At 73.4% G+C, this 20,963-nt stretch carries 15 protein-coding genes and 1 tRNA gene; 9 read left to right on the forward strand and 7 right to left on the reverse strand.

The genetic code is table 11. The features are described from left to right. The first annotated feature begins 78 nt into the window (after positions 1-78). The 7 genes from trpB (at position 79) to ACI796_RS07365 (ending at position 12,125) form a co-directional block, all read left to right on the forward strand. Positions 79-1,428 (forward strand): tryptophan synthase subunit beta, encoded by a 1,350-nt coding sequence (gene trpB / locus ACI796_RS07335; RefSeq protein ID WP_456940577.1) that lies wholly within the window; start codon positions 79-81, stop codon positions 1,426-1,428. Next, on the forward strand, positions 1,425-2,222 hold the full coding sequence (gene trpA, locus ACI796_RS07340) for a tryptophan synthase subunit alpha (RefSeq protein ID WP_456940578.1): 798 nt from the start codon (positions 1,425-1,427) through the stop codon (positions 2,220-2,222). The genes trpB and trpA overlap by 4 nt, the downstream gene beginning before the upstream one ends. Next, positions 2,219-3,169 carry a prolipoprotein diacylglyceryl transferase gene (gene lgt / locus ACI796_RS07345; protein ID WP_456940579.1) on the forward strand — a complete coding sequence of 317 codons (951 nt, stop codon included), beginning with the start codon at positions 2,219-2,221 and terminating at the stop codon, positions 3,167-3,169. Before trpA ends, lgt begins: the two co-directional genes overlap by 4 nt. A gap of 317 nt (positions 3,170-3,486) precedes the next feature. After that, complete coding sequence (gene gltB / locus ACI796_RS07350) at positions 3,487-8,151, forward strand: glutamate synthase large subunit (protein WP_456940580.1); 4,665 nt, start codon at positions 3,487-3,489, stop codon at positions 8,149-8,151. Next, on the forward strand, positions 8,144-9,631 hold the full coding sequence (locus tag ACI796_RS07355) for a glutamate synthase subunit beta (protein ID WP_456940581.1): 1,488 nt from the start codon (positions 8,144-8,146) through the stop codon (positions 9,629-9,631). Before gltB ends, ACI796_RS07355 begins: the two co-directional genes overlap by 8 nt. A 206-nt stretch (positions 9,632-9,837) precedes the next feature. After that, positions 9,838-11,253 carry a pyruvate kinase gene (gene pyk / locus ACI796_RS07360; RefSeq protein WP_456940582.1) on the forward strand — a complete coding sequence of 472 codons (1,416 nt, stop codon included), beginning with the start codon at positions 9,838-9,840 and terminating at the stop codon, positions 11,251-11,253. 29 nt (positions 11,254-11,282) lie between these two features. Continuing rightward, positions 11,283-12,125: an acyl-CoA thioesterase gene (locus ACI796_RS07365; protein WP_456940583.1), complete on the forward strand. Its 843-nt coding sequence runs from the start codon at positions 11,283-11,285 to the stop codon at positions 12,123-12,125. Here the strand turns inward: ACI796_RS07365 and ACI796_RS07370 are convergent. Both ACI796_RS07370 and ACI796_RS07375 read right to left on the reverse strand, forming a co-directional pair. Further along, positions 12,103-13,773 carry an aminotransferase class V-fold PLP-dependent enzyme gene (locus tag ACI796_RS07370; RefSeq protein WP_456940584.1) on the reverse strand — a complete coding sequence of 557 codons (1,671 nt, stop codon included), beginning with the start codon at positions 13,771-13,773 and terminating at the stop codon, positions 12,103-12,105. The genes ACI796_RS07365 and ACI796_RS07370 overlap by 23 nt on opposite strands. A 129-nt stretch (positions 13,774-13,902) precedes the next feature. Continuing rightward, positions 13,903-13,976: transfer RNA gene (locus ACI796_RS07375), tRNA-Leu, on the reverse strand. Between the two features lie 78 nt (positions 13,977-14,054). On the opposite strand from ACI796_RS07375, the gene ACI796_RS07380 reads away from it, so the two are divergent. Further along, positions 14,055-14,669 (forward strand): ANTAR domain-containing response regulator, encoded by a 615-nt coding sequence (locus ACI796_RS07380; protein WP_456940585.1) that lies wholly within the window; start codon positions 14,055-14,057, stop codon positions 14,667-14,669. Positions 14,670-14,819: 150 nt separating this feature from the next. After that, on the forward strand, positions 14,820-16,154 hold the full coding sequence (locus ACI796_RS07385) for an ABC transporter substrate-binding protein (RefSeq protein WP_456940586.1): 1,335 nt from the start codon (positions 14,820-14,822) through the stop codon (positions 16,152-16,154). A gap of 77 nt (positions 16,155-16,231) precedes the next feature. Here the strand turns inward: ACI796_RS07385 and ACI796_RS07390 are convergent, their stop codons facing one another. The 5 genes from ACI796_RS07390 to ACI796_RS07410 form a co-directional block, all read right to left on the reverse strand. Continuing rightward, a complete protein-coding gene (locus ACI796_RS07390) occupies positions 16,232-16,651 on the reverse strand; it encodes a DUF7712 family protein (RefSeq protein ID WP_456940587.1) in 420 nt (139 codons plus the stop codon). Between the two features lie 90 nt (positions 16,652-16,741). Further along, positions 16,742-17,599, reverse strand: coding sequence for an ABC transporter ATP-binding protein (locus ACI796_RS07395; RefSeq protein ID WP_456940588.1), 858 nt, complete (start codon positions 17,597-17,599; stop codon positions 16,742-16,744). Further along, positions 17,596-18,609 (reverse strand): ABC transporter ATP-binding protein, encoded by a 1,014-nt coding sequence (locus tag ACI796_RS07400; protein ID WP_456940589.1) that lies wholly within the window; start codon positions 18,607-18,609, stop codon positions 17,596-17,598. Before ACI796_RS07400 ends, ACI796_RS07395 begins: the two co-directional genes overlap by 4 nt. Continuing rightward, positions 18,599-19,597: a branched-chain amino acid ABC transporter permease gene (locus ACI796_RS07405; protein WP_456940590.1), complete on the reverse strand. Its 999-nt coding sequence runs from the start codon at positions 19,595-19,597 to the stop codon at positions 18,599-18,601. Before ACI796_RS07405 ends, ACI796_RS07400 begins: the two co-directional genes overlap by 11 nt. A 4-nt stretch (positions 19,598-19,601) precedes the next feature. Beyond that, positions 19,602-20,852, reverse strand: coding sequence for a branched-chain amino acid ABC transporter permease (locus ACI796_RS07410; protein WP_456940591.1), 1,251 nt, complete (start codon positions 20,850-20,852; stop codon positions 19,602-19,604). Positions 20,853-20,963 lie beyond the last annotated feature (111 nt).

Below are 20,963 nucleotides of genomic sequence, written 5' to 3' on the forward strand. Positions count from 1 at the left end.
TCGCTCGCTCGCGACGGGCCCCTGCAGGAGGGCCACCCCCTGCACCACCTCGGCGTCGCAGCGCGGGACACTGGGGGCATGACCACCAGTGCCGTCCACCCTCCCGAGCAGCGCAGCGACCCGGCGCGCCCGGCGTGGCCCGACGCCACCGGTCACTTCGGCGTCTTCGGCGGCCGGTTCGTCCCCGAGGCGCTGATCGCGGCCCTCGACGAGCTGACCGAGGCCTACGAGGCCATGCGGGTCGACCCCGCCTTCGTCGCCGAGTTCGCCGCCCTGCAGCGCGACTACACCGGCCGCCCGAGCCCGGTCACCGAGGTGCCGCGCTTCGCCGAGCACTGCGGCGGCGCCCGCGTGCTGCTCAAGCGCGAGGACCTCAACCACACCGGCTCGCACAAGATCAACAACGTGCTGGGCCAGGCGCTGCTCACCAAGCGCATCGGCAAGCAGCGGGTCATCGCCGAGACCGGCGCCGGCCAGCACGGCGTCGCCACCGCGACCGCCGCGGCGCTCATGGGCCTGTCCTGCACGATCTACATGGGCGAGGAGGACACCCGCCGGCAGGCGCTCAACGTCGCCCGCATGCGGCTGCTCGGCGCCGAGGTGGTCCCGGTGAGCACCGGCTCGCGCACCCTCAAGGACGCCATCAACGAGGCCTTCCGCGACTGGGTGACCAACGTCGAGACCACCAACTACGTCTTCGGCACCGTCGCCGGCCCGCACCCGTTCCCGGCGATGGTCCGCGACTTCCAGCGGGTGATCGGCGACGAGGCCCGCGCCCAGGTGCTCGAGCGCGAGGGCCGGCTGCCCGACGCCGTGCTCGCCTGTGTCGGCGGCGGCTCCAACGCCATCGGGATCTTCACCGCGTTCGTGCCCGACGAGGGCGTCCGCCTGGTCGGCCTGGAGGCCGGCGGCGACGGCGTCGAGACCGGCCGGCACGCCGCGACGATCACCGGGGGAGCCCCGGGCGTGCTGCACGGCGCCCGCTCCTACCTGCTGCAGGACGACAACGGCCAGACGATCGAGTCGCACTCGATCAGCGCCGGGCTGGACTACCCGGGCGTCGGGCCGGAGCACAGCTTCCTGCACGACGTCGGCCGCGCCGAGTACCGCCCGGTCACCGACGCCGAGGCCATGGAGGCCTTCGCGCTGCTGTGCCGCACCGAGGGCATCATCCCGGCGATCGAGTCCGCGCACGCCCTGGCCGGGGCGATGCGGTTGGGGAGCGAACTGGGTCCGGACGCCCTCCTGCTGGTCAACCTCTCCGGCCGCGGCGACAAGGACGTCGAGACCGCCTCGCGCTGGTTCGGCCTCGGCGACCGCGACGAGGTCGACCCCGGCCCCGGCATGGACACCGACCAGCAGCCCACCGAGGGCGCCGTCGCCTCCGGCGACGCGGTGCCCGGCCGGGCCGCGGGGAGCCCGGCGTGAGCCGGCTCGCCGACCGCATCGGCGCCGCCCGCGCCGAGGGCCGCGCGGCGCTGGTCGCCTACCTGCCGGTGGGCTACCCGAGCGTGGACGACTCGATCGCGGCCATGGTCGCGGCGGTCGAGGGCGGGGCCGACGTCGTGGAGATCGGCGTCCCGTACTCCGACCCCGGAATGGACGGCCCGGTCATCCAGCAGGCGGTCGACCCCGCGGTGCGCGCCGGCGTCGGCATGCGCGACGTGCTGCGCGCCGTCGAGGCGGTCGACGCCGCGGGCGCGGTGCCGGTGGTGATGAGCTACTGGAACCCGGTCGAGCGCTACGGCGTCGAGCGGTTCGCCGCCGACCTGGCGGCCGCCGGGGGAGCGGGCGCGATCACGCCCGACCTCATCCCCGACGAGGCGGGGGCCTGGCTGGCGGCGTCGGAGGAGCACGACCTGGACCGGGTGTTCCTCGTCGCGCCGTCGTCCACCGACGCGCGGCTGGCGTCGACCACCGCGGCCTGCCGCGGGTTCGTCTACGCCGCGTCCACGATGGGCGTCACCGGCACCCGCGCCACCGTCGGCGACGCCGCCGAGCGCCTGGTCGCCCGCACCCGCGCGGTCACCGACGTCCCGGTGTGCGTCGGCCTGGGCGTCTCGAACGGCGACCAGGCCGCCGAGGTGGCGGGCTTCGCCGACGGCGTCATCGTCGGGTCGGCCTACGTGCGGGAGCTGCTCGAGAGCCGGGGCGCCGACGGCGTGCGCCGGCTGTCGGAGGAGCTCGCCGCGGGCGTGCGCCGCCGGGTGGCCGTGCCGTGACGGTCCTCGCGAGCATCCCGAGCCCGGCCCAGGGGGTGTGGCACCTCGGGCCGTTCCCGCTGCGCGCCTACGCGCTGTGCATCGTCGCCGGCATCGTCGCGGCCTGCTGGATCGCCGAGAAGCGCTGGGTGGCCCGCGGCGGCCGGCCCGGCGAGGTGCTCGACATCGCGATGTGGGCGGTGCCCTTCGGCATCCTCGGCGGCCGGCTCTACCACGTGGTCACCACGCCGCAGCCGTACTTCGGGGAGGGCGGCGACCCGCTGCGGGCGTTCGCCATCTGGGAGGGCGGCCTCGGCATCTGGGGCGCCATCGCCCTCGGCGGCGTCGGCGCCTGGATCGCCTGCCGCCGCCGCGGCATCCCGCTGCCGGCCTTCGGCGACGCCATCGCCCCCGGCCTGCTGGTGGCCCAGGCGGTCGGCCGGCTGGGCAACTGGTTCAACCAGGAGCTGTTCGGCCGGCCCACCACGCTGCCCTGGGCCCTGGAGATCGACGCGGCGCACCGGCCCGACGGCTACGAGGCGTTCGCCACCTTCCACCCGGCGTTCCTCTACGAGCTGCTGTGGAACCTCGCCGCGGCCGCCGTCGTCGTGTGGGCCGACCGCCGGTTCCGGCTGTCCCACGGCCGCGCGTTCGCGCTCTACGTCGCGCTGTACTGCGCCGGCCGGCTGTGGATCGAGCTGCTGCGCATCGACGACGCCAACCGCTTCCTCGGCGTCCGGATCAACGTGTTCACGAGCATCGTGGTGGGCCTGCTCGCCGTGGCCTACATGGTCTGGCAGCGCGGCCGCCCCCGGGAGGTCCTCGACCGGGCCACCGCCGGCGGACGTGACGACGACGACACCCCCGCCGCCGACGCCGGCACCGCCGGCGAGGCCCCGACCAGCACCGACGTGCCCGCCGAGGAACGGCGGGGTGACCGGTCTCACGACGCGCCGGGCACGACCTGAGAGGACGCGCCGACGGATCGGTTTGCGCCGATGAGCCCGGTGTTACGGCTGTGTACCCTCCTGTCCAGACCAGCCGGTGATCCCGGGGGGTCACTCGCGTCGTAACCGGGCCAGCGCTGCCCCGCGGGACGACGACCCCGCGCAACCACCCGCGGGGCCGCCGGTCCTCAGCCTGTCCGGGCCACCGTGTCCCGGCCGGTCGCCGGCTCCGCTGTCCTCCACTGCTTCCGTGCACCGCACCCTCTGACCACCGGCCGGGCCCCATGCCCCGCGACGTCCTCCCGGGGACCGCGCGCAGGCCGACGACGGGAGTGATCATGTCCGGGTCCCGCACCCCCGCCCCCCGCACCACCGCCGGCTCGGCCGTGCCGTTCTCGGCCACCCCGCCGGCCTCCGGTCTCTACGACCCGGCGAACGACTCGGACGCCTGCGGCGTCGCCTTCGTGGCCGACGCCCGGGGCCGCCGCTCGCGCGCGATCGTGGCCGCGGGCCTGACCGCGCTGCACAACCTCGACCACCGGGGTGCCGCCGGCTCCGAGCCCAACTCCGGTGACGGCGCCGGCATCCTGACCCAGGTGCCCGACGCGCTGCTGCGGGCCAGCGTCGACTTCGACCTGCCCCCGCTGGGCGAGTACTCCGTCGGCGTCGCCTTCCTCCCGGTCGACGAGCAGGAGCGGGCCGCCCGCTACGCCGACGTCGAGCGGATCGCCGCCGAGGAGGGGCTGACCGTCCTCGGCTGGCGCGACGTGCCGGTCGACCCCGACGGCGCCGACCTCGGCCCCACCGCCCGCGCGGTCATGCCGCACTTCGGGCAGCTGTTCGTCGCCGAGACGATGGGCGCCCGCGCCGACGCCGCGGCCTTCGGCGGCCCGCGCGAGGTCAACGGCGTCACCCGGCTGGAGCGGCGCTCGTTCGTGCTGCGCAAGCGCGCCGAGCGGGAGGCCCGCGAGACCGGCAGCTCCCTGTACGTCGTCTCGCTGTCCAGCCGCACCATCACCTACAAGGGGATGCTGACCACCGACCAGCTGCCCGCGTTCTTCCCCGACCTGCGCGACGAGCGCTACGAGTCGGCGATCGCGCTGGTGCACAGCCGGTTCTCCACCAACACCTTCCCGAGCTGGCCGCTGGCGCACCCGTTCCGGTTCATCGCCCACAACGGCGAGATCAACACCATCAAGGGCAACCGCAACCGGATGCGCGCCCGCGAGGCCAAGCTCGAGACCGAGCTGTTCGACGGCCCCGCCGGCCCGGCCGCCGAGCTCGGCCTGGACCGGGTCTTCCCGGTCACCGCGAGCGACTTCAGCGACTCGGCCACCTTCGACGAGGTGCTCGAGCTGCTGCACCTGTCGGGCCGCTCGCTGCCGCACGCGGTGCTGATGATGATCCCGGAGGCGTGGGAGAACCACGACGAGATGGACCCGGCCCGCCGGGCCTTCTACCGGTTCCACTCCTCGATCATGGAGCCCTGGGACGGGCCGGCCTGCGTCGCGTTCACCGACGGCACGCTCATCGGCGCCGTCCTCGACCGCAACGGCCTGCGCCCGGGCCGCTGGTGGCACACCAGGGACGACCTCGTCGTCCTGGCCAGCGAGGCCGGCGTCCTCGACATCCCGGCCGGTGACGTCGTCGCCAAGGGCCGGCTGCAGCCGGGCCGGATGTTCCTCGTCGACACCGCCTCCGGGCGGATCGTCTCCGACGAGGACGTCAAGGGCGCCCTGGCCGCCGAGCACCCCTACGAGGACTGGCTGCACGCCGGCCTGGTGCACCTGCCCTCGCTGCCCGAGCGGCGGCGCGCGCGGCCCAGCCACGAGTCGGTGGTGCGCCGCCAGCAGCTGTTCGGCTACACCGAGGAGGAGCTGCGCGTCCTGCTCACGCCGATGGCCGCCACCGGCGCCGAGCCGATCGGCTCCATGGGCACCGACACCCCGATCGCGGCGCTGTCGGACCGCTCGCGGCAGCTCTACGACTACTTCGGGCAGCTGTTCGCCCAGGTGACCAACCCGCCGCTGGACGCCATCCGCGAGGAGCTGGTGACCAGCCTCGGGCGGACCTTCGGCCCCGAGCAGAACCTGCTCACGGCCACCCCGGCCTCCTGCCGGCAGGTGTACCTGCCCTACCCGGTCATCGACAACGACGAGCTGGCCAAGATCCTGCACATCGACGACGACGGCGACCTGCCCGGCTTCGCCGCCGTCCGGATCACCGGCCACTTCGACGTCACCGGCGGCGGCCCCGCGCTGGTGCAGGCGGTCGAGGAGCTGCGGAACAAGGTCAGCAAGGCGATCGCGGCCGGCGCGCGGGTCATCGTGCTGTCCGACCGCGACTGCGACGAGAAGCGCGCGCCGATCCCGTCGCTGCTCATGACCGCCGCCGTCCACCACCACCTGGTGCGCGAGCGCACCCGCATGGAGGTCGGCCTGGTCGTCGAGTCCGGCGACTGCCGCGAGGTGCACCACGTCGCGCTGCTGCTCGGCTACGGCGCGGCCGCGGTCAACCCCTACCTGGCGTTCGAGTCCATCGAGGACCTCATCCGCGACGGCGTCCTCACCGGCGTGCAGCCCGCCCAGGCGGTGCGCAACGTCGTCAAGGCGCTCGGCAAGGGCGTCCTCAAGGTCATGAGCAAGATGGGCATCAGCACCGTCGGCTCGTACACGATGGCGCAGATCTTCGAGGCCGTCGGCCTGTCCCAGGACGTCGTCGACGAGTACTTCACCGGCACCTCCTGTCCCCTCGGCGGCGTCGGCATGGACGTCCTCGCCGAGGAGGTCGCCATGCGGCACCGGCGCGCCTACCCGGAGAACCCCACCGAGCGCGCGCACCGGCGGCTGGAGACCGGCGGCGAGTACCAGTGGCGCCGCGAGGGCGAGGTGCACCTGTTCAACCCCGAGACGGTGTTCCTGCTCCAGCACGCCACCCGCTCGCGGCAGTTCGAGGTGTTCCAGCGCTACACCGACACCGTCGACGCGCTGTCGGAGGAGGCCGCGACGCTGCGCGGCCTGTTCGAGATCAAGAAGGGCGTGCGCCCGCCCGTGCCGCTCGAGGAGGTCGAGCCGGCCGGCGAGATCGTCAAGCGCTTCCAGACCGGCGCGATGAGCTACGGCTCCATCTCGCAGGAGGCGCACGAGACCCTCGCCATCGCCATGAACCGGCTCGGCGGCAAGTCGAACACCGGTGAGGGCGGCGAGGACCCCGACCGCTACGTGCCCGACCCGAACGGCGACCTGCGCCGCTCGGCGATCAAGCAGGTGGCCAGCGGCCGCTTCGGCGTGACCAGCGAGTACCTGGTCAACTCCGACGACATCCAGATCAAGATGGCGCAGGGCGCCAAGCCCGGCGAGGGCGGTCAGCTGCCCGGCGGCAAGGTCTACCCGTGGGTGGCCCGCACCCGGCACTCGACGCCGGGCGTCGGCCTGATCAGCCCGCCGCCGCACCACGACATCTACTCGATCGAGGACCTCAAGCAGCTCATCCACGACCTCAAGAACGCGAACACCGAGGCGCGGGTCAACGTCAAGCTGGTCGCCGAGGTCGGGGTCGGGACGGTCGCGGCCGGCGTCAGCAAGGCACACGCCGACGTCGTCCTGATCTCCGGGCACGACGGCGGCACCGGCGCCGCCCCGCTGACCTCGCTCAAGCACGCCGGCTCGCCGTGGGAGCTGGGCCTGGCCGAGACCCAGCAGACGCTGCTGGCCAACGGCCTGCGCGACCGGATCGTGGTGCAGGCCGACGGCCAGATGAAGACCGGCCGCGACGTGCTCGTCGCGATGCTGCTGGGCGCCGAGGAGTACGGCTTCGCCACCGCTCCGCTGGTGGTCTCCGGCTGCATCATGATGCGGGTCTGCCACCTGGACACCTGCCCGGTCGGCGTCGCCACCCAGAACCCGGAGCTGCGCAAGCGGTTCACCGGGCGGCCGGAGTTCGTCGTCACCTTCTTCGAGTTCCTCGCCGAGCAGGTCCGGCAGTACCTCGCCGAGCTGGGCTTCCGCTCGGTCGACGAGGCCGTCGGCCACACCGAGCTGCTCGACACCCGGCGCGCGGTGGACCACTGGAAGGCCAGCGGCCTGGACCTCTCGCCGATGCTCGCCCAGCCCGAGCTGCCCGAGGGCGCGTCCCGCCGGGCGGTCCGCACCCAGGACCACGGCCTCGACGTCGCCCTGGACCAGACGCTGATCCAGCTGTGCGAGGGGGCGCTGCTCGACGCGCGGCCGGTGCGCCTGGAGCTGCCGGTGCGCAACGTCAACCGCACGGTCGGCACGATGCTCGGCTCGATGGTCACCCGCCGCTTCGGCGGCGAGGGCCTGCCCGACGGCACGATCGACCTGACCTTCACCGGGTCGGCCGGCCAGTCCTTCGGCGCCTTCGTGCCGCGCGGCATCACCATGCGGCTGCTCGGCGACGCCAACGACTACGTCGGCAAGGGCCTGTCCGGCGGGCGGATCGTGGTCCGCCCGGCGCCCGAGGCGACCTTCGCCGCCGAGGACAACGTCATCGCCGGCAACGTCATCGGTTACGGCGCCACCAGCGGGGAGATCTTCCTCCGCGGGCGGGTCGGCGAGCGGTTCTGCGTCCGCAACTCCGGCGCGCTGGCCGTCGTCGAGGGCGCCGGCGACCACGCGCTGGAGTACATGACCGGCGGCCGCGCGGTGGTCCTCGGGCCCACCGGCCGCAACGTCGCGGCCGGCATGTCCGGCGGCGTCGGGTACGTCCTGGACCTCGCCCGGCACCGGGTGAACACCGAGATGGTCGACGTCGAGGCGCTGGACGGCGAGTCCGCGCAGTGGCTGCGCGACGTGCTGGTCCGGTACCACACCGAGACCGAGTCGCCGGTCGCGGCGGCCCTGCTGGCCGACTGGGGCCGCTGGTCCGAGCAGTTCAGCGTGATCATGCCGCGCGACTACCGTCGCGCCCTCGAGGCCCGGCGCGCCGCCGAGGCCGCCGGCACGGATGTGGATCGAGCAGTGATGGAGGCCGCACGTGGCTGACTCCACGGGGTTCCTGAAGTACGAGCGGGCGCTGCCGCCCCGGCGGCCGGTCGACGTCCGCATCCTCGACTGGAAGGACGTCTACCTCTCCCGGCAGAACGGGGAGGACGGCGTCTACCCGGTCGCCGCGCTGCGCCAGCAGGCCGCGCGGTGCATGGACTGCGGCATCCCGTTCTGCCACCACGGCTGCCCGCTGGGCAACCTGATCCCGGAGTGGAACGACCTCGCCCGCCGGGACGACTGGCGCGACGCGATCGAGCGGCTGCACGCGACCAACAACTTCCCGGAGTTCACCGGGAAGCTGTGCCCGGCCCCCTGCGAGGGCGCCTGCGTGCTGAACCTGCAGGACTCGCCGGTCACGATCAAGCAGATCGAGTGGGAGATCATCGACCAGGCCTTCGAGCGGGGCCACGTCGAGCCGCAGGCCCCGGCCGAGCGCACCGGCAAGAAGGTCGCCGTCGTCGGGTCCGGGCCGGCGGGCCTGGCCGCCGCCCAGCAGCTCACCCGCGCCGGGCACGACGTCACCGTCTACGAGCGGTCCGACCGCGTCGGCGGCCTGCTCCGGTACGGCATCCCCGAGTTCAAGATGGAGAAGGCCGTCCTGGACCGGCGGCTGGACCAGATGCGCGCCGAGGGCACCCGTTTCGTCACGGGCGTCGAGGTCGGCGGCCCGGGGGAGGACGACCTGTCGGCCGAGCGGCTGCGCGGGGAGTACGACGCCGTCGTGGTCGCCGCGGGCGCCACCGTCGGCCGCGACCTGCCCGCCCCCGGGCGTGAGCTGGACGGCATCCACCTCGCGATGGAGTTCCTGCCCTTCGGCAACCGGCAGGCGCTCGGCGAGCTGGACGACCCGCCGATCACGGCGAAGGGCAAGGACGTCGTCATCATCGGCGGCGGTGACACCGGCGCGGACTGCCTGGGCACCTCGCACCGGCAGGGCGCCCGCTCGGTCACCCAGCTGGAGATCATGCCCGCGCCGCCGGACAAGCGGGCCGAGGGCAACCCCTGGCCGACCTACCCGATGATCATGCGGGTCTCCTCGGCGCACGAGGAGGGCGGCGAGCGGCTGTACTCGGTCAACACCGAGCGCTTCCTCGGCGACGACGAGGGCCGCGTGCGCGCCCTGGTCATCCACGAGGTGGAGCGGGTCGACGGCCGGTTCCAGAAGGTCGAGGGCACCGAGCGCGAGCTGCCCGCCCAGCTGGTCCTGCTGGCCATGGGCTTCACCGGCGTGCAGCGCGAGGGCCTGGTCGAGGCGCTGGGCCTCGACGTCGACGGGCGCGGGAACGTCGTCCGTGACGGCGAGTTCATGTCCACCGTGCCCGGCGTGTTCGTGGCCGGCGACGCCGGCCGCGGCCAGTCGCTGATCGTGTGGGCCATCGCCGAGGGCCGCGCCGCCGCCGGTGCGGTCGACTCCTGGCTGACCGGCAGCTCCATGCTGCCCCGCCCGGTCACGCCGACCGCCGTGGCGCTGCGGTAACCGTGGCGCTGCGGTAACACTGTCGTCCTCCGGACGACACCGCCACCAGGTGCCGTCCCGACCGGGCGGAGCCCTGCACGAGAGTCCTCCTCGGGGGACCCTCCGGGCCCCCGCTCGTCGGACCGACCAGGGGCCGGGTCCTCGCGACACCCCGAGGACCCGGCCCCCGTCCGTTCCGCCGGAGGCGGCGCACTAGCGTCTGTCCCATGTCCCGCCGCGCGAAGATCGTCTGCACCCTGGGCCCGGCCACCAGCTCCCTCGAGCAGATCACCGCCCTGGTCGAGTCGGGGATGGACGTCGCCCGGCTCAACTTCAGCCACGGGGCGCACGCCGACCACGAGAAGGCGTACATCCACGTGCGCCAGGCCTCCGACCGAACCGGCCGCGCCGTCGCCGTCCTGGCCGACCTGCAGGGCCCCAAGATCCGCCTGGGCACGTTCGCCGACGGCCCGGTCCACTGGGCCACCGGCAGCCGCGTCTGCATCACCGTCGACGACGTCGAGGGCACCGCCGAGCGCGTCTCGACCACCTACAAGGGCCTGGCCAACGACGCCCGCGTCGGCGACCGGCTGCTGGTCGACGACGGCAAGCTCGCCCTCTCGGTCGTCTCCGTCGACGGGCCCGACGTCTGGTGCCTGGTCGTCGAGGGCGGCGAGGTCTCCAACAACAAGGGCCTGTCGCTGCCCGGCGTCGCCGTGAGCGTGCCCGCGCTGTCGGAGAAGGACGAGGAGGACCTCCGCTTCGCCCTGCACCTGTCGGTCGACTTCGTCGCGCTGTCGTTCGTCCGCTCGCCCAGCGACGTCGAGCTGGTGCGCGACATCATGCGCCAGGAGGACGTGCACGTCCCGGTGATCGCCAAGCTGGAGAAGCCCGAGGCGGTGGCCAACCTCGAGGCGATCGTCGAGGCCTTCGACGGGGTCATGGTGGCCCGCGGCGACCTCGGCGTGGAGCTGCCGCTCGAGCAGGTGCCGCTGGTGCAGAAGCGCGCCGTGCAGGCCGCCCGCGAGCGCAACAAGCCGGTCATCGTCGCCACCCAGATGCTCGAGTCGATGATCACCAACTCGCGGCCTACCCGCGCCGAGGCCTCCGACGTCGCCAACGCCGTCCTCGACGGTGCCGACGCGGTGATGCTCTCCGGCGAGACCTCGGTGGGCCGCTACCCGATCGCCGCGGTGCGCACGATGGAGCGGATCATCGACGCCGTCGAGAGCTCCGACGCGCGCGCCCCGGAGATCACCCGCCGGTCCCGGTCCCGCTCCGGCGCGATCGTCCGCGCGGCCCGGGACATCGGCGAGGCGCTCGACGTCAAGGCGCTGTGCACCTTCACCCAGACCGGCGAGACCACCCGCCGGCTGGCCGCGCTGCACCCCCGCCAGCCGCTGCTGGCCTTCACCGTCGACGGCCGGGTCCGCAGCCAGCTGGCGCTGTCCTGGGGCGTGGAGACCTTCCTGGTGCCCTCGGTGCAGCACACCGACGACATGGTCGAGCAGGTGGACTTCTCGCTGCTGTCCATCGGCCGGCTCCGGGTCGGCGACCGCGTCGTCGTCGTCGCGGGCAGCCCGCCGAACACGGTCGGGTCGACCAACCTCATCCGGGTGCACGAAGTCGGCACCGACTCGTGACCGGCGGCGGGACCCAGGCCGCCGCTCTGATGAGCGTCCTCGACCTCGAGGAGCGCTCGCCCGACGTGTTCGTGGGGCAGACCCCGACCACCACGCTGCAGCGCATCTTCGGCGGGCAGGTGGCCGGGCAGGCGCTCATGGCGGCCACGCGCACGGTGGCGGCCGGCCGGGGCGTGCACTCGTTGCACTCCTACTTCCTGCGGCCGGGTGACCCGCACGAGGAGCTGCGCTACACCGTCGAGCGGATCCGCGACGGGCGGTCCTTCTCCACCCGCCGGGTCATCGCCTGCCAGACCCGGCGCGGTGAGGACGTCGCCGTCTTCGCGCTGACGGCGGACTTCCACGCCGGCGAGCCGGGCGTCGTCGCGCACTCCCGGCCGATGCCGGAGGTGCCGCGGCCCGAGGAGCTGCTGTCGCTGGCCGACCACGCCGCCGGCCACGGCGACCTGGCCGCGCCCGCGCTGGAGATCAGCCGGGCCGTGGAGCAGCGGCCGCTGGTCAACCCGTTCGCGCCGGAGCCGAAGACCCCGCCGGCCACCCAGTCGCACGCCTGGTTCCGGGTGGCCGGCCGGCTCCCCGACGACGCCGGGGTGCAGGCCGCGGCGCTGACCTTCGTCAGCGACCTGACGCTGCTGTCCGCCGGGCTCGCACGGGTCGGCGGCGGGTGGGGCGGGCGCTACGTCGGCGCCAGCCTCGACCACGCCGTCTGGTTCCACGCGCCGTTCCGCGCCGACGAGTGGTTCCTCTACGAGACCGACAGCCCGGCCGCCTCCGAGGGCCGCGCACTGTGCTTCGGCAGCATCTGGACCGCCGAGGGCCGGCACGTGGCCACGGTGGCCCAGGAGGGGCTCATCCGGTCACTGGGGGAGTAGCCGGCACGACCTCGGCCGGCTCCGCCCCGGCCGGACTCTCGTCCGGGGTCTCCTCCGGGGTCTCCTGCACCGCCGCCTGCCCCGCTGCCTGCCCGGCGGCGTGCCGCCGGGCCGCCTCCTCCTCGGCCGCCCGCCGCTCGGCCTCCTTGCGCGCGGCCTCAGCGCGGGCGCGCTCGGCGGCCTGCTCGGCGAAGTCGGCGGCCAGCCAGTCGTGGCCCTCGCACAGCAGCGCCCAGGCCCGCTCGACGTGCGCCCGCGTCGTCGCCGGCGCGCCGATCGCCACCCGCAGCACCACCGCGCCGCGCACGGTCGTGTGGGTCAGGTAGACCTCGCCGCCGTCGTTGAGCCGCTCCAGCAGCGTCATGGTCGCGACGTCGGCGTCGACGTCGGCCGGCCAGCGCGGCCGCAGGCACACCAGGGACAGCGGGTGCGGGGTGGCGACGTCGAAGCGGTCGTCGGCGTCGGCCCAGCCGGCGAGCTCCTGCGCCAGCGCGACGCCGGACCGGACGTGCGCGCGCAGCCCCTCGGCGCCGTACCAGCGCAGCACGGTCCACAGCTTGAGCGCGCGGAACCGGCGGCCCAGCTCGATCTGCCAGTCGCGGTAGTCGACGACCGCGCCGGCCTCGGTGGCGGCGTTGCGCAGGTACTCGGGGAGGATCGACAGCGCGCCGGTGAGCGCCGCCCGGTCGGCGACCCAGAACAGCGTCGCGTCGAAGCCGGTGAGCAGCCACTTGTGCGCGTCGGTGGTGTAGCTGTCGGCCTCCTCGACGCCGGCCTGCAGGTGCCGCAGCTCGGGGGCGACGGCGCTCACGCCCGCGTACGCGGCGTCGACGTGCAGCCAGGCGCCGTACCGGCGGCAGACGGGCCCGATCTCGGCCAGCGGGTCCACCGCGGTCGTCGACGTCGTCCCGACCGTGGCGCACACCAGCACCGGCTTCAGCCCGCGGGCGGTGTCGCGCGCCAGCCGGGCGGCCAGCGCCGCCGGGCGCATCGCCAGGTCGCCGTCGACCTCCACGACCCGGATCGCGTCGGTGCCGAGCCCGGCGATCCGGACGGCCTTCTCCATCGACGAGTGGGTCTCGGAGGAGACGTAGACCGTGTACTCCTCGGGCACCACCCCGTGCCGGACGGTGGCCCCGCCGCTGGCCCGGTGCAGCGCCGCGAGCAGGGCGACCAGGTTGGCCCCCGAGCTCGAGTCCTGGACGACCCCGCCCCCGCTGCCCGTCGAGCGGAACGCCTCCGGCAGCCCGAGCAGGTCGGCCAGCCAGTCCAGGACGTGCTGCTCGAGCTCGGTGGCCGCCGGGCTGGTCACCCACGACATGCCCTGGACGCCCAGGCCCGCCGAGAGCAGGTCGCCGAGCACCGAGGGGCCGGAGGTGTTGGCCGGGAAGTAGGCGAGGAAGCCCGGGTGCTGCCAGTGCGTGACGCCCGGCAGGACGACCTGCTCGAGGTCGGCGAGGACGGCGGAGAAGGGCTCGCCCCGCTCGGGCGCCGACGGCGGGAGCGCCGCGCGGACGTCGCCGGGGGCGACCCGCGAGCGGACGGGGAAGGACTCGATGCGCGCCCAGTAGTCGGCGATCCAGTCGACCACCTCGTGACCGTGCTGCCGGAACTGCTCGGGGGTCATGTGGGGCACGGGCTCGCTCACCCCGACACCGTATGGCGCTGCCGCGACGATCACGTGAGCCGCCCCGCGACGAGCGCCGGGGAGGGCTCCGCGGCGGCGGGGACGGCACCCGGCCGCGGTCGTCGTCCGGAGGACGACGGTCCGGCACGGTGCCCCCGGTGCGACTCGAACGCACACTGCGCGGGTTTTGAATCCGCTCCCTCTGCCGATTGGGGTACGGGGGCAGGCGCCGCGACCGAGGTCACGACCCGGTCAGCCTAACCGGGACGCCACTCCCAGCCGTCGTCGCTAGGCTCCTCCGCGTGAGCAGCGAGCCGACCCGGGTCCTCATCGCCGAGGACGAGGCCCTCATCCGCCTCGACCTCAAGGAGATGCTGGAGGAGGAGGGGTACGTCGTCGTCGCCGAGGCCGGGGACGGGCAGACCGCCGTCGACCGGGCCCGGGAGCTGACGCCGGACCTGGTCATCCTCGACATCCAGATGCCGGTCCTCGACGGTCTGGCGGCCGCCGAGCAGATCGCGTCGGCGCGGATCGCGCCGGTCATCGTGCTCACCGCCTTCAGCCAGCGCGAGCTGGTCGAGCGGGCCCGCGACGCCGGCGCCATGGCCTACCTGGTCAAGCCGTTCTCCAAGAACGACCTCGTGCCGGCCATCGAGGTGGCCCGCGCCCGGTTCACCGAGATCGCCGCGCTCGACGGCGAGGTGCGCACCCTCGAGGAGCGGCTCGAGGCCCGCAAGGTCGTGGAGAAGGCGAAGGGCCGGCTCATGGCCGAGCAGGGGATGACCGAGGCCGAGGCGTTCCGCTGGATCCAGCGCACGGCCATGAACGAGCGGACGTCGATGAAGGCGCTCGCCGAGCGGATCCTCGCCACGGACGAGGCGTCTGCGGAGGGTGCACCCTCCCGGGGGAACGCGTAACCCGACCGGAACAGGCCAGGTCACGACCCCATCACGGTCTCCACGGTCCCGCATCCATCCCCGCACCCAGCAGTTACGTTCACCGGACTGACGGGGCCCCGGCACGTCCGGGGCCCGCCGGACCGACGTACGACAACTGGGAGTTGCTGGATGCGCACGCGTACCTACGCCCGCAGCATCGCCGTCACCTCCGCCGCGCTCGTCGCCCTCACCGCCTGCGGTGGCGGCGACGACGGTGGCAGCGGCTCGGGCGGCGACGCCTCGGGCGGCGGCGAGAAGCAGGTCAACATCTACGGCACCGACGGCAACATGGGCAACGCCCTCGGTGAGGACTTCACCGAGCAGGGCTCCCTGGCCGGCATGAGCGGCACCACGCCCCTCACCGAGCTGGGCCCGGAGTTCACCGACCGGCTGCTCGAGGTGGACCCCAACCTGCAGGACTACAACTACGCGGGTGAGACCTACGACGCGGTGATCGTCACGGCGCTCGCCGCGCAGGCCGCCGGCACCAACGACGCCAACACCTTCAAGGCGTACGTCAACGGGATCACCACCGGCGGCGACAAGTGCACCGACTTCGCCGCGTGCCTGGAGATCATCAACAACGGCGGCAACGTCGACTACGACGGCATCTCCGGCCCGCTGGCCTTCACCGACGCCGGGGAGCCCGCGGCGGCCAGCTTCGGCCTGCTGCAGTTCGGCGACGACAACGCGCTGGACAGTGACGCCACCGAGTACGTCATCGCCGGTGACGAGGCCAACGCCACCACCGACGAGGGCCCGGCCTACGCGCCGCCCGGCACGACCGGCGGCCCGCTGGTCATCGGCACCCTGCTGCCGCTGACCGGCAACCTGGCCTTCCTCGGCCCGCCGGAGGTCGCCGGCGCCAAGCTGGCGGTCAACGACATCAACGCCGCCGGCGGCGTCCTGGGCCAGCCGGTCCAGCTCGTCGAGGGTGACTCCGGTGACGCCTCCACGGACACCGCCACCCAGACCGTGGACCGCCTGCTGCAGTCCGGTGTGAACGCGATCATCGGTGCGGCGTCCTCCGGCGTGAGCCTGACGGTCATCGACGCCATCACCGGCGCCGGTGTCCTGCAGTTCTCGCCGGCGAACACGTCCGACCAGTTCACGAACTACAACGACAACGGGCTGTACTTCCGCACCGCCCCGCCGGACACGCTGCAGGCCCGCGCCCTCGCGGACCTGATCATCGCCGACGGCAACAACACCGTGGGGATCCTCGCGCTCAACGACCCCTACGGCACGGGCCTGGCGGAGAACACGCTGAACAACCTGGTCAGTGCCGGCCTCTCCGAGGACGACATCGTCAGCGTGACGTACGACCCGCAGGCGGCGAACTTCGACGCCGAGGTCCAGCAGATGACCGACTTCAACCCCGACGCGATCGTCGTCATCGGGTTCGAGGAGTCCTCGCGGATCCTGCAGGGCCTCAACGACCAGGGCGTCGGCCCGCAGCGGTGACCCCGCGGCGGTGAGGTGATCACCACCTGAGCAGCGGCCCGGTACCCCTCACGGGGTGCCGGGCCGCTGTCGTGTGCTCAGCGCTGCAGCGACTGCCCCTCGGGCGCCCAGTCGGCCGGGCGCCCGCGGTGGTTGGAGAACTCCACCGCCCAGCGCCACCAGCTGCGGTCGGGCGTGTGCTCCCAGCGCAGCAGGACGCCGACCTCCCCGCCGGGCAGCAGCACCGGCAGGCCCAGGTGACCCTCGTCGGGCCACACCTCGCTGCGTTGCAGGCCGCCGGCGGCCAGCTCGAGCAGCGTGACGGGGGAGTAGTCGCCGTCGCGGTCGACGTCGCCACGGGCCACGACGGTGTCGTCGTCGGCGGTGACCCGCACGGCCAGGCGGGCGGGCGCGGCGTGCACGAGCACGCGGGAGAAGCCGCCGGCGGTCAGGGCCCGGCAGAAGTCCAGGCCGTTCATGCCGCCGTCGCGGCTGCGCAGGTCCCACGTCCAGTTCACGGGACGGTCCTACCCGCGCGACCCCCGCACGAGACGACGAGGCCGGCGCCCCCTCGGGGGACGCCGGCCTCGTCCGGGGGCCTCAGGCGGTCACTGCGCCTTGGCGAGGGTCCCCAGGTAGAGCTCGATGACCTTCGGGTCGTTCATCAGCGACTGACCGGTGTCGGTGTAGGCGTTGCGGCCCTGGTCGAGCACGTAGCCGCGGTCGCAGATCTGCAGGCAGCGGCGGGCGTTCTGCTCGACCATGATGATCGAGACCCCGGTGGCGTTGATCCGCCGGCAGCGGATGAACACCTCGTCCTGGTAGGCGGGGGACAGGCCCGCCGAGGGCTCGTCGAGCAGCAGCACCGACGGGTCCATCATCAGCGCCCGGCCCATGGCCACCATCTGCCGCTCACCGCCGGAGAGCGCCCCGGCCTTGCCCTTGCGCCGCTCGCCGAGCAGCGGGAAGAGGTCGATGACGTAGTCGAAGCGCTCCTTGAACGTCTTCGGTCGCAGGTAGACGCCCATCTGCATGTTCTCCTCGATGGTGAGCGAGGGGAACACGTTGTTGTTCTGCGGCACGTAGCCGACGCCCATGGACACCAGCCGGTGGGCCGGCGCCGAGGTGATGTCCTCCCCGCGCAGCTTCACCGTCCCCGAGCGCACCGGGATCAGCCCGAACAGCGTCTTGAGCAGCGTCGACTTGCCCGCACCGTTGGGGCCGATGATCCCGACGAGCTCGCCGTCCTGGAGGTAGAAGTCGGCGCCGCGCAGGATGTTGACCCCCGGCACGTAGCCGGCGACGAGGTCGTCGGCCCGCACCAGGGCGCCCTCCGCGAGGCGCAGGTGCTCCTCGCGGGTGGCGGCCTTCTCCGCCGGCGACAGCTGCGTGGTCCCCGCCGCGGCCTCCTGGGCGCGGGTGACGTCCTCGCCGGACTCGTCGACGTGGAACAGCGGCTCGCTCATCGGTCGGTCTCCCTGCTGGTGTCGGAGCCCAGCACCTCGCCGCCGCCGTGCTCCTCGGCGGCGATCTGCGCCTCGGCCTGGGCGAGGACCTGGTCCTCCTCCTCGACGGTCAGCGGGGCGTCGTGGTGCGCGCCGAGGTAGGCGTCGACCACGGCCTGGTTCTGGCTGATCGACTCGGGCGGTCCCTCGGCGATCACCCGGCCGGCGGCCATGACGACCACCCAGTCGCTGATGTCGCGGACGACGTCCATGTCGTGCTCGACGAAGATCACCGTCATGCCCTCCTCGCGGAGGTCCTTGACGTGCCCGAGCAGGCTCTGCGTCAGCGCCGGGTTCACGCCGGCCATGGGCTCGTCGAGCATGACGACCTTCGGGTCGCTCATCAGCGCGCGGGCCATCTCCAGCAGCTTGCGCTGACCGCCGGAGAGGGTGCCGGCGAACTCGTCCTTCTTGGCGTCGAGCTTGAACCGCCGCAGCAGGTCCATGGCCTTCTCGGTGTTGGCCCGCTCCTGCGACTGCCACGTGCCGGGCACCAGCGCCCGCCAGAAGCTCTCGCCGCGCTGGCCCTGCGCGCCGAGCAGCATGTTCTGCAGCACGGTCAGCCGGGACAGCGCCTTGGTCAGCTGGAAGGTCCGGACGACGCCGAGCCGGGCGACCTGGTGCGGCGCGAGCTTGCCCAGCGGCCGGCCGTCGAAGCTCCACGTGCCGGTGTTGGGCTGGTCGAAGCCGGTGAGCAGGTTGAACAGCGTCGTCTTGCCGGCGCCGTTGGGCCCGATCAGCCCGGTGATGCCGCCGCGCTGCACCTCCAGGTGGTCGACGGCCACCGCCGTCAGGCCGCCGAAGGTGCGGGTCACCCCGTCGACGACGATCGCCGGGTCGGGCTTGGCGACGCCGACCTCCCACGCGACGTCGCGCAGCGCGGCCTGCGCCAGCCGCTGCGGGGCGCGGCCGGAGCCGCCCTTGTCCAGCGACGCCGCGTGGGCGCCGGTGGGGGTGTTGTCAGCGGGCATCGAGCATCACCTCTCGTCGGTCGCCGAGGATGCCCTGCGGCCGGAAGACCAACAGAAGCATGAGGCCGATCCCGACCAGGACGAAACGGATCTGCGCCACGTCGGTGGACGACAGCAGCCCCTCCGGGATGATCCCGTTGTCGATGAGGAGCCGCAGACCGGTGTCGGCGAACTGCAGGATGAACAGCAGGATGATCGAGCCGACCACCGGCCCGAGCACCCGCGCGGCGCCGCCGAGGATCAGGGCGGCGTAGGCCAGGAACGTGTTGGCGTTCTGGTACTGGTCGGGCACGGCCGAGCCGGTCCCGACGGCGTAGATCATCCCGCCGAGGGCGCCGAGGATGCCGCCGAGCACCAGCGCCTGCATCTTGTAGACGTAGACGTTCTTGCCGAGCGCGCGGACGGCGTCCTCGTCCTCGCGGATGGACTTGAGCACCCGGCCCCACGGGCTGCGCACGAGCGCCCACACCAGCAGGCAGGACAGCGCCACGAGCACCCAGCCGACGACGGTGACCCAGAGCTCGCCGCCGGACCAGCTGGTGCCGAGGATGCGGTAGCGCTCGTTGGTCGCCCAGGGGGCGAGCGCGATGAAGTCGCCGTTGAAGGCGGACAGGCCGCGGGTCCCGTTGGTCACCGGCGTGGCCGACACCGAGCGGAACAGCAGCCGCAGCCCCTCCGCCGCCGCGATGGTCGCGATGGCGAGGTAGTCCGCCCGCAGCCGCAGGGTCGGCAGACCGAGCAGCAGGGCCAGGACGACGGCCGCGGCCAGGCCGACGAGCACGCCCACCCAGAAGGGCAGGCCCCACTGGCTCACGGAGATGGCGATGCCGAAGCCGCCCAGCATCGCGAAGGCGATCTGCCCGAAGTTGAGCAGGCCGGCGTAGCCGAACTGGACGTTGAGGCCGATGGCCAGCAGCGCGAAGAAGACCGCCTGGAACCCGAGACCGGCCTTGAGGGCGACGGCCAGGGCGTCGATGAGGTCACCCATCGGTTCAGCCGATCCGGACCCGGCTGCCCAGGATGCCCTGGGGCCGGATGACGAGGATGACGATCAAGAGCAGGAGCCCCCCGACGTACTTGACGTCATTCGGGATGACGAGGGTCGACATCTGGACGAACACGCCCACGATGAGGCTGCCCACGAGGGCGCCGTAGGCGGTGCCGAGGCCACCGAGGGTGACGCCGGCGAACATCAGCAGCAGCAGGCGGAAGCCCATGTCCCACTGCACCTGGTCGGACAGGCCCAGGAGGACGCCGCCGAGGGCGGCCAGCGCGCCACCCATCATCCAGACCACGAGGATGACGCGGTTGACGTCGATGCCCGACGAGGCCGCGAGGTCGCGGTTGTCGGCGACCGCGCGCATCGCCTTGCCGATCTTGGTGCGCTGCAGCATCAGGGCGACCAGCACCAGGACGACGACCGAGACGACGATCGAGATGAGCGCCCGGTTGGTCAGCGTGAACAACCCGTAGTCGACGGCGCGGCCGGTGGCCACCTGGTACGGGCTGGACCGGCCCCCGTAGAAGATCTGGATGGCGTAGCGCAGCACCAGCGACAGGCCGATGGACACGACCAGCGCCGCGACCAGCCCGGTGCCGCGGCGGCGCAGCGGCCGCCACAGGCCGAGCTCGTTGAGGGCGCCGACGGCCGCGCCGACCACCATGGCGATGAGCGCCGCGGGGATCAGCGGCACGCCGCCCTGCACGTTGATGTACCAGGCGGCGACCGCGCCGATGGTGACCAGCTCGCCGTGGGCGAAGTTGGTCAGCCCGGTGGTGCCGAAGATCAGGGACAGGCCGACGGCGCACATCGCGATGAGCAGGCCGAAGCGGATGCCGTCGACGAGCAGCTGGACGGCGCGGACGGTGCCGCCGCCCCCGCCCCGGCTGCCGTCCTCGAGGCCGATGATCACCGGCTCGCGCCGGCCGGTGTCGACGGTGACCGCGCGGTTGTCCGCGCCGGCGAGCTCGACGCCCTCGGGCAGGTCGTCGGCGTCGATGGTGACGACGTAGTCGCCGGGGCCGGGCAGGTCGACCGACCAGCGCCCGTCCTCGTCGCTCTCGACGCTGTCGACCTCGTCCCCGGCGGCGGTGGTGACCGTGACCTGGACGCCCTCGATGGGGCCGGACCGGCTGGTCTGCAGCGTGCCGAGCACCTGCTCGCCCTCGGCGCTCGCGATCCCGGGGACCAGGACGGCGAGCCCCGTGACGGCGACGAGGACCAGCAGGAGTCGCAGCAGCACCCCGCGGACGACGCTCCGGCGCCCCGGGCGGATCGCGCTCCGGTGCAGCTCGGGTCGCCCGGCAGTGGCTGACGGGTGCCTCACACAACCTCCCTGGTCGTGGCAGTGGAG

The sequence above is a fragment of the Geodermatophilus sp. SYSU D00525 genome (genome assembly GCF_054050475.1).

Coding starts and splice junctions, on each gene's coding strand:
- trpB (WP_456940577.1), top strand. CDS start 79: ATGACCACCAGTGCCGTCCACCCTCCCGAGCAGCGCAGCGACCCGGCG.
- gltB (WP_456940580.1), top strand. CDS start 3,487: ATGTCCGGGTCCCGCACCCCCGCCCCCCGCACCACCGCCGGCTCGGCC.
- pyk (WP_456940582.1), top strand. CDS start 9,838: ATGTCCCGCCGCGCGAAGATCGTCTGCACCCTGGGCCCGGCCACCAGC.
- ACI796_RS07365 (WP_456940583.1), top strand. CDS start 11,283: ATGAGCGTCCTCGACCTCGAGGAGCGCTCGCCCGACGTGTTCGTGGGG.
- ACI796_RS07385 (WP_456940586.1), top strand. CDS start 14,820: ATGCGCACGCGTACCTACGCCCGCAGCATCGCCGTCACCTCCGCCGCG.
- ACI796_RS07395 (WP_456940588.1), bottom strand. CDS start 17,599: ATGAGCGAGCCGCTGTTCCACGTCGACGAGTCCGGCGAGGACGTCACC.
- ACI796_RS07400 (WP_456940589.1), bottom strand. CDS start 18,609: ATGCCCGCTGACAACACCCCCACCGGCGCCCACGCGGCGTCGCTGGAC.
- ACI796_RS07405 (WP_456940590.1), bottom strand. CDS start 19,597: ATGGGTGACCTCATCGACGCCCTGGCCGTCGCCCTCAAGGCCGGTCTC.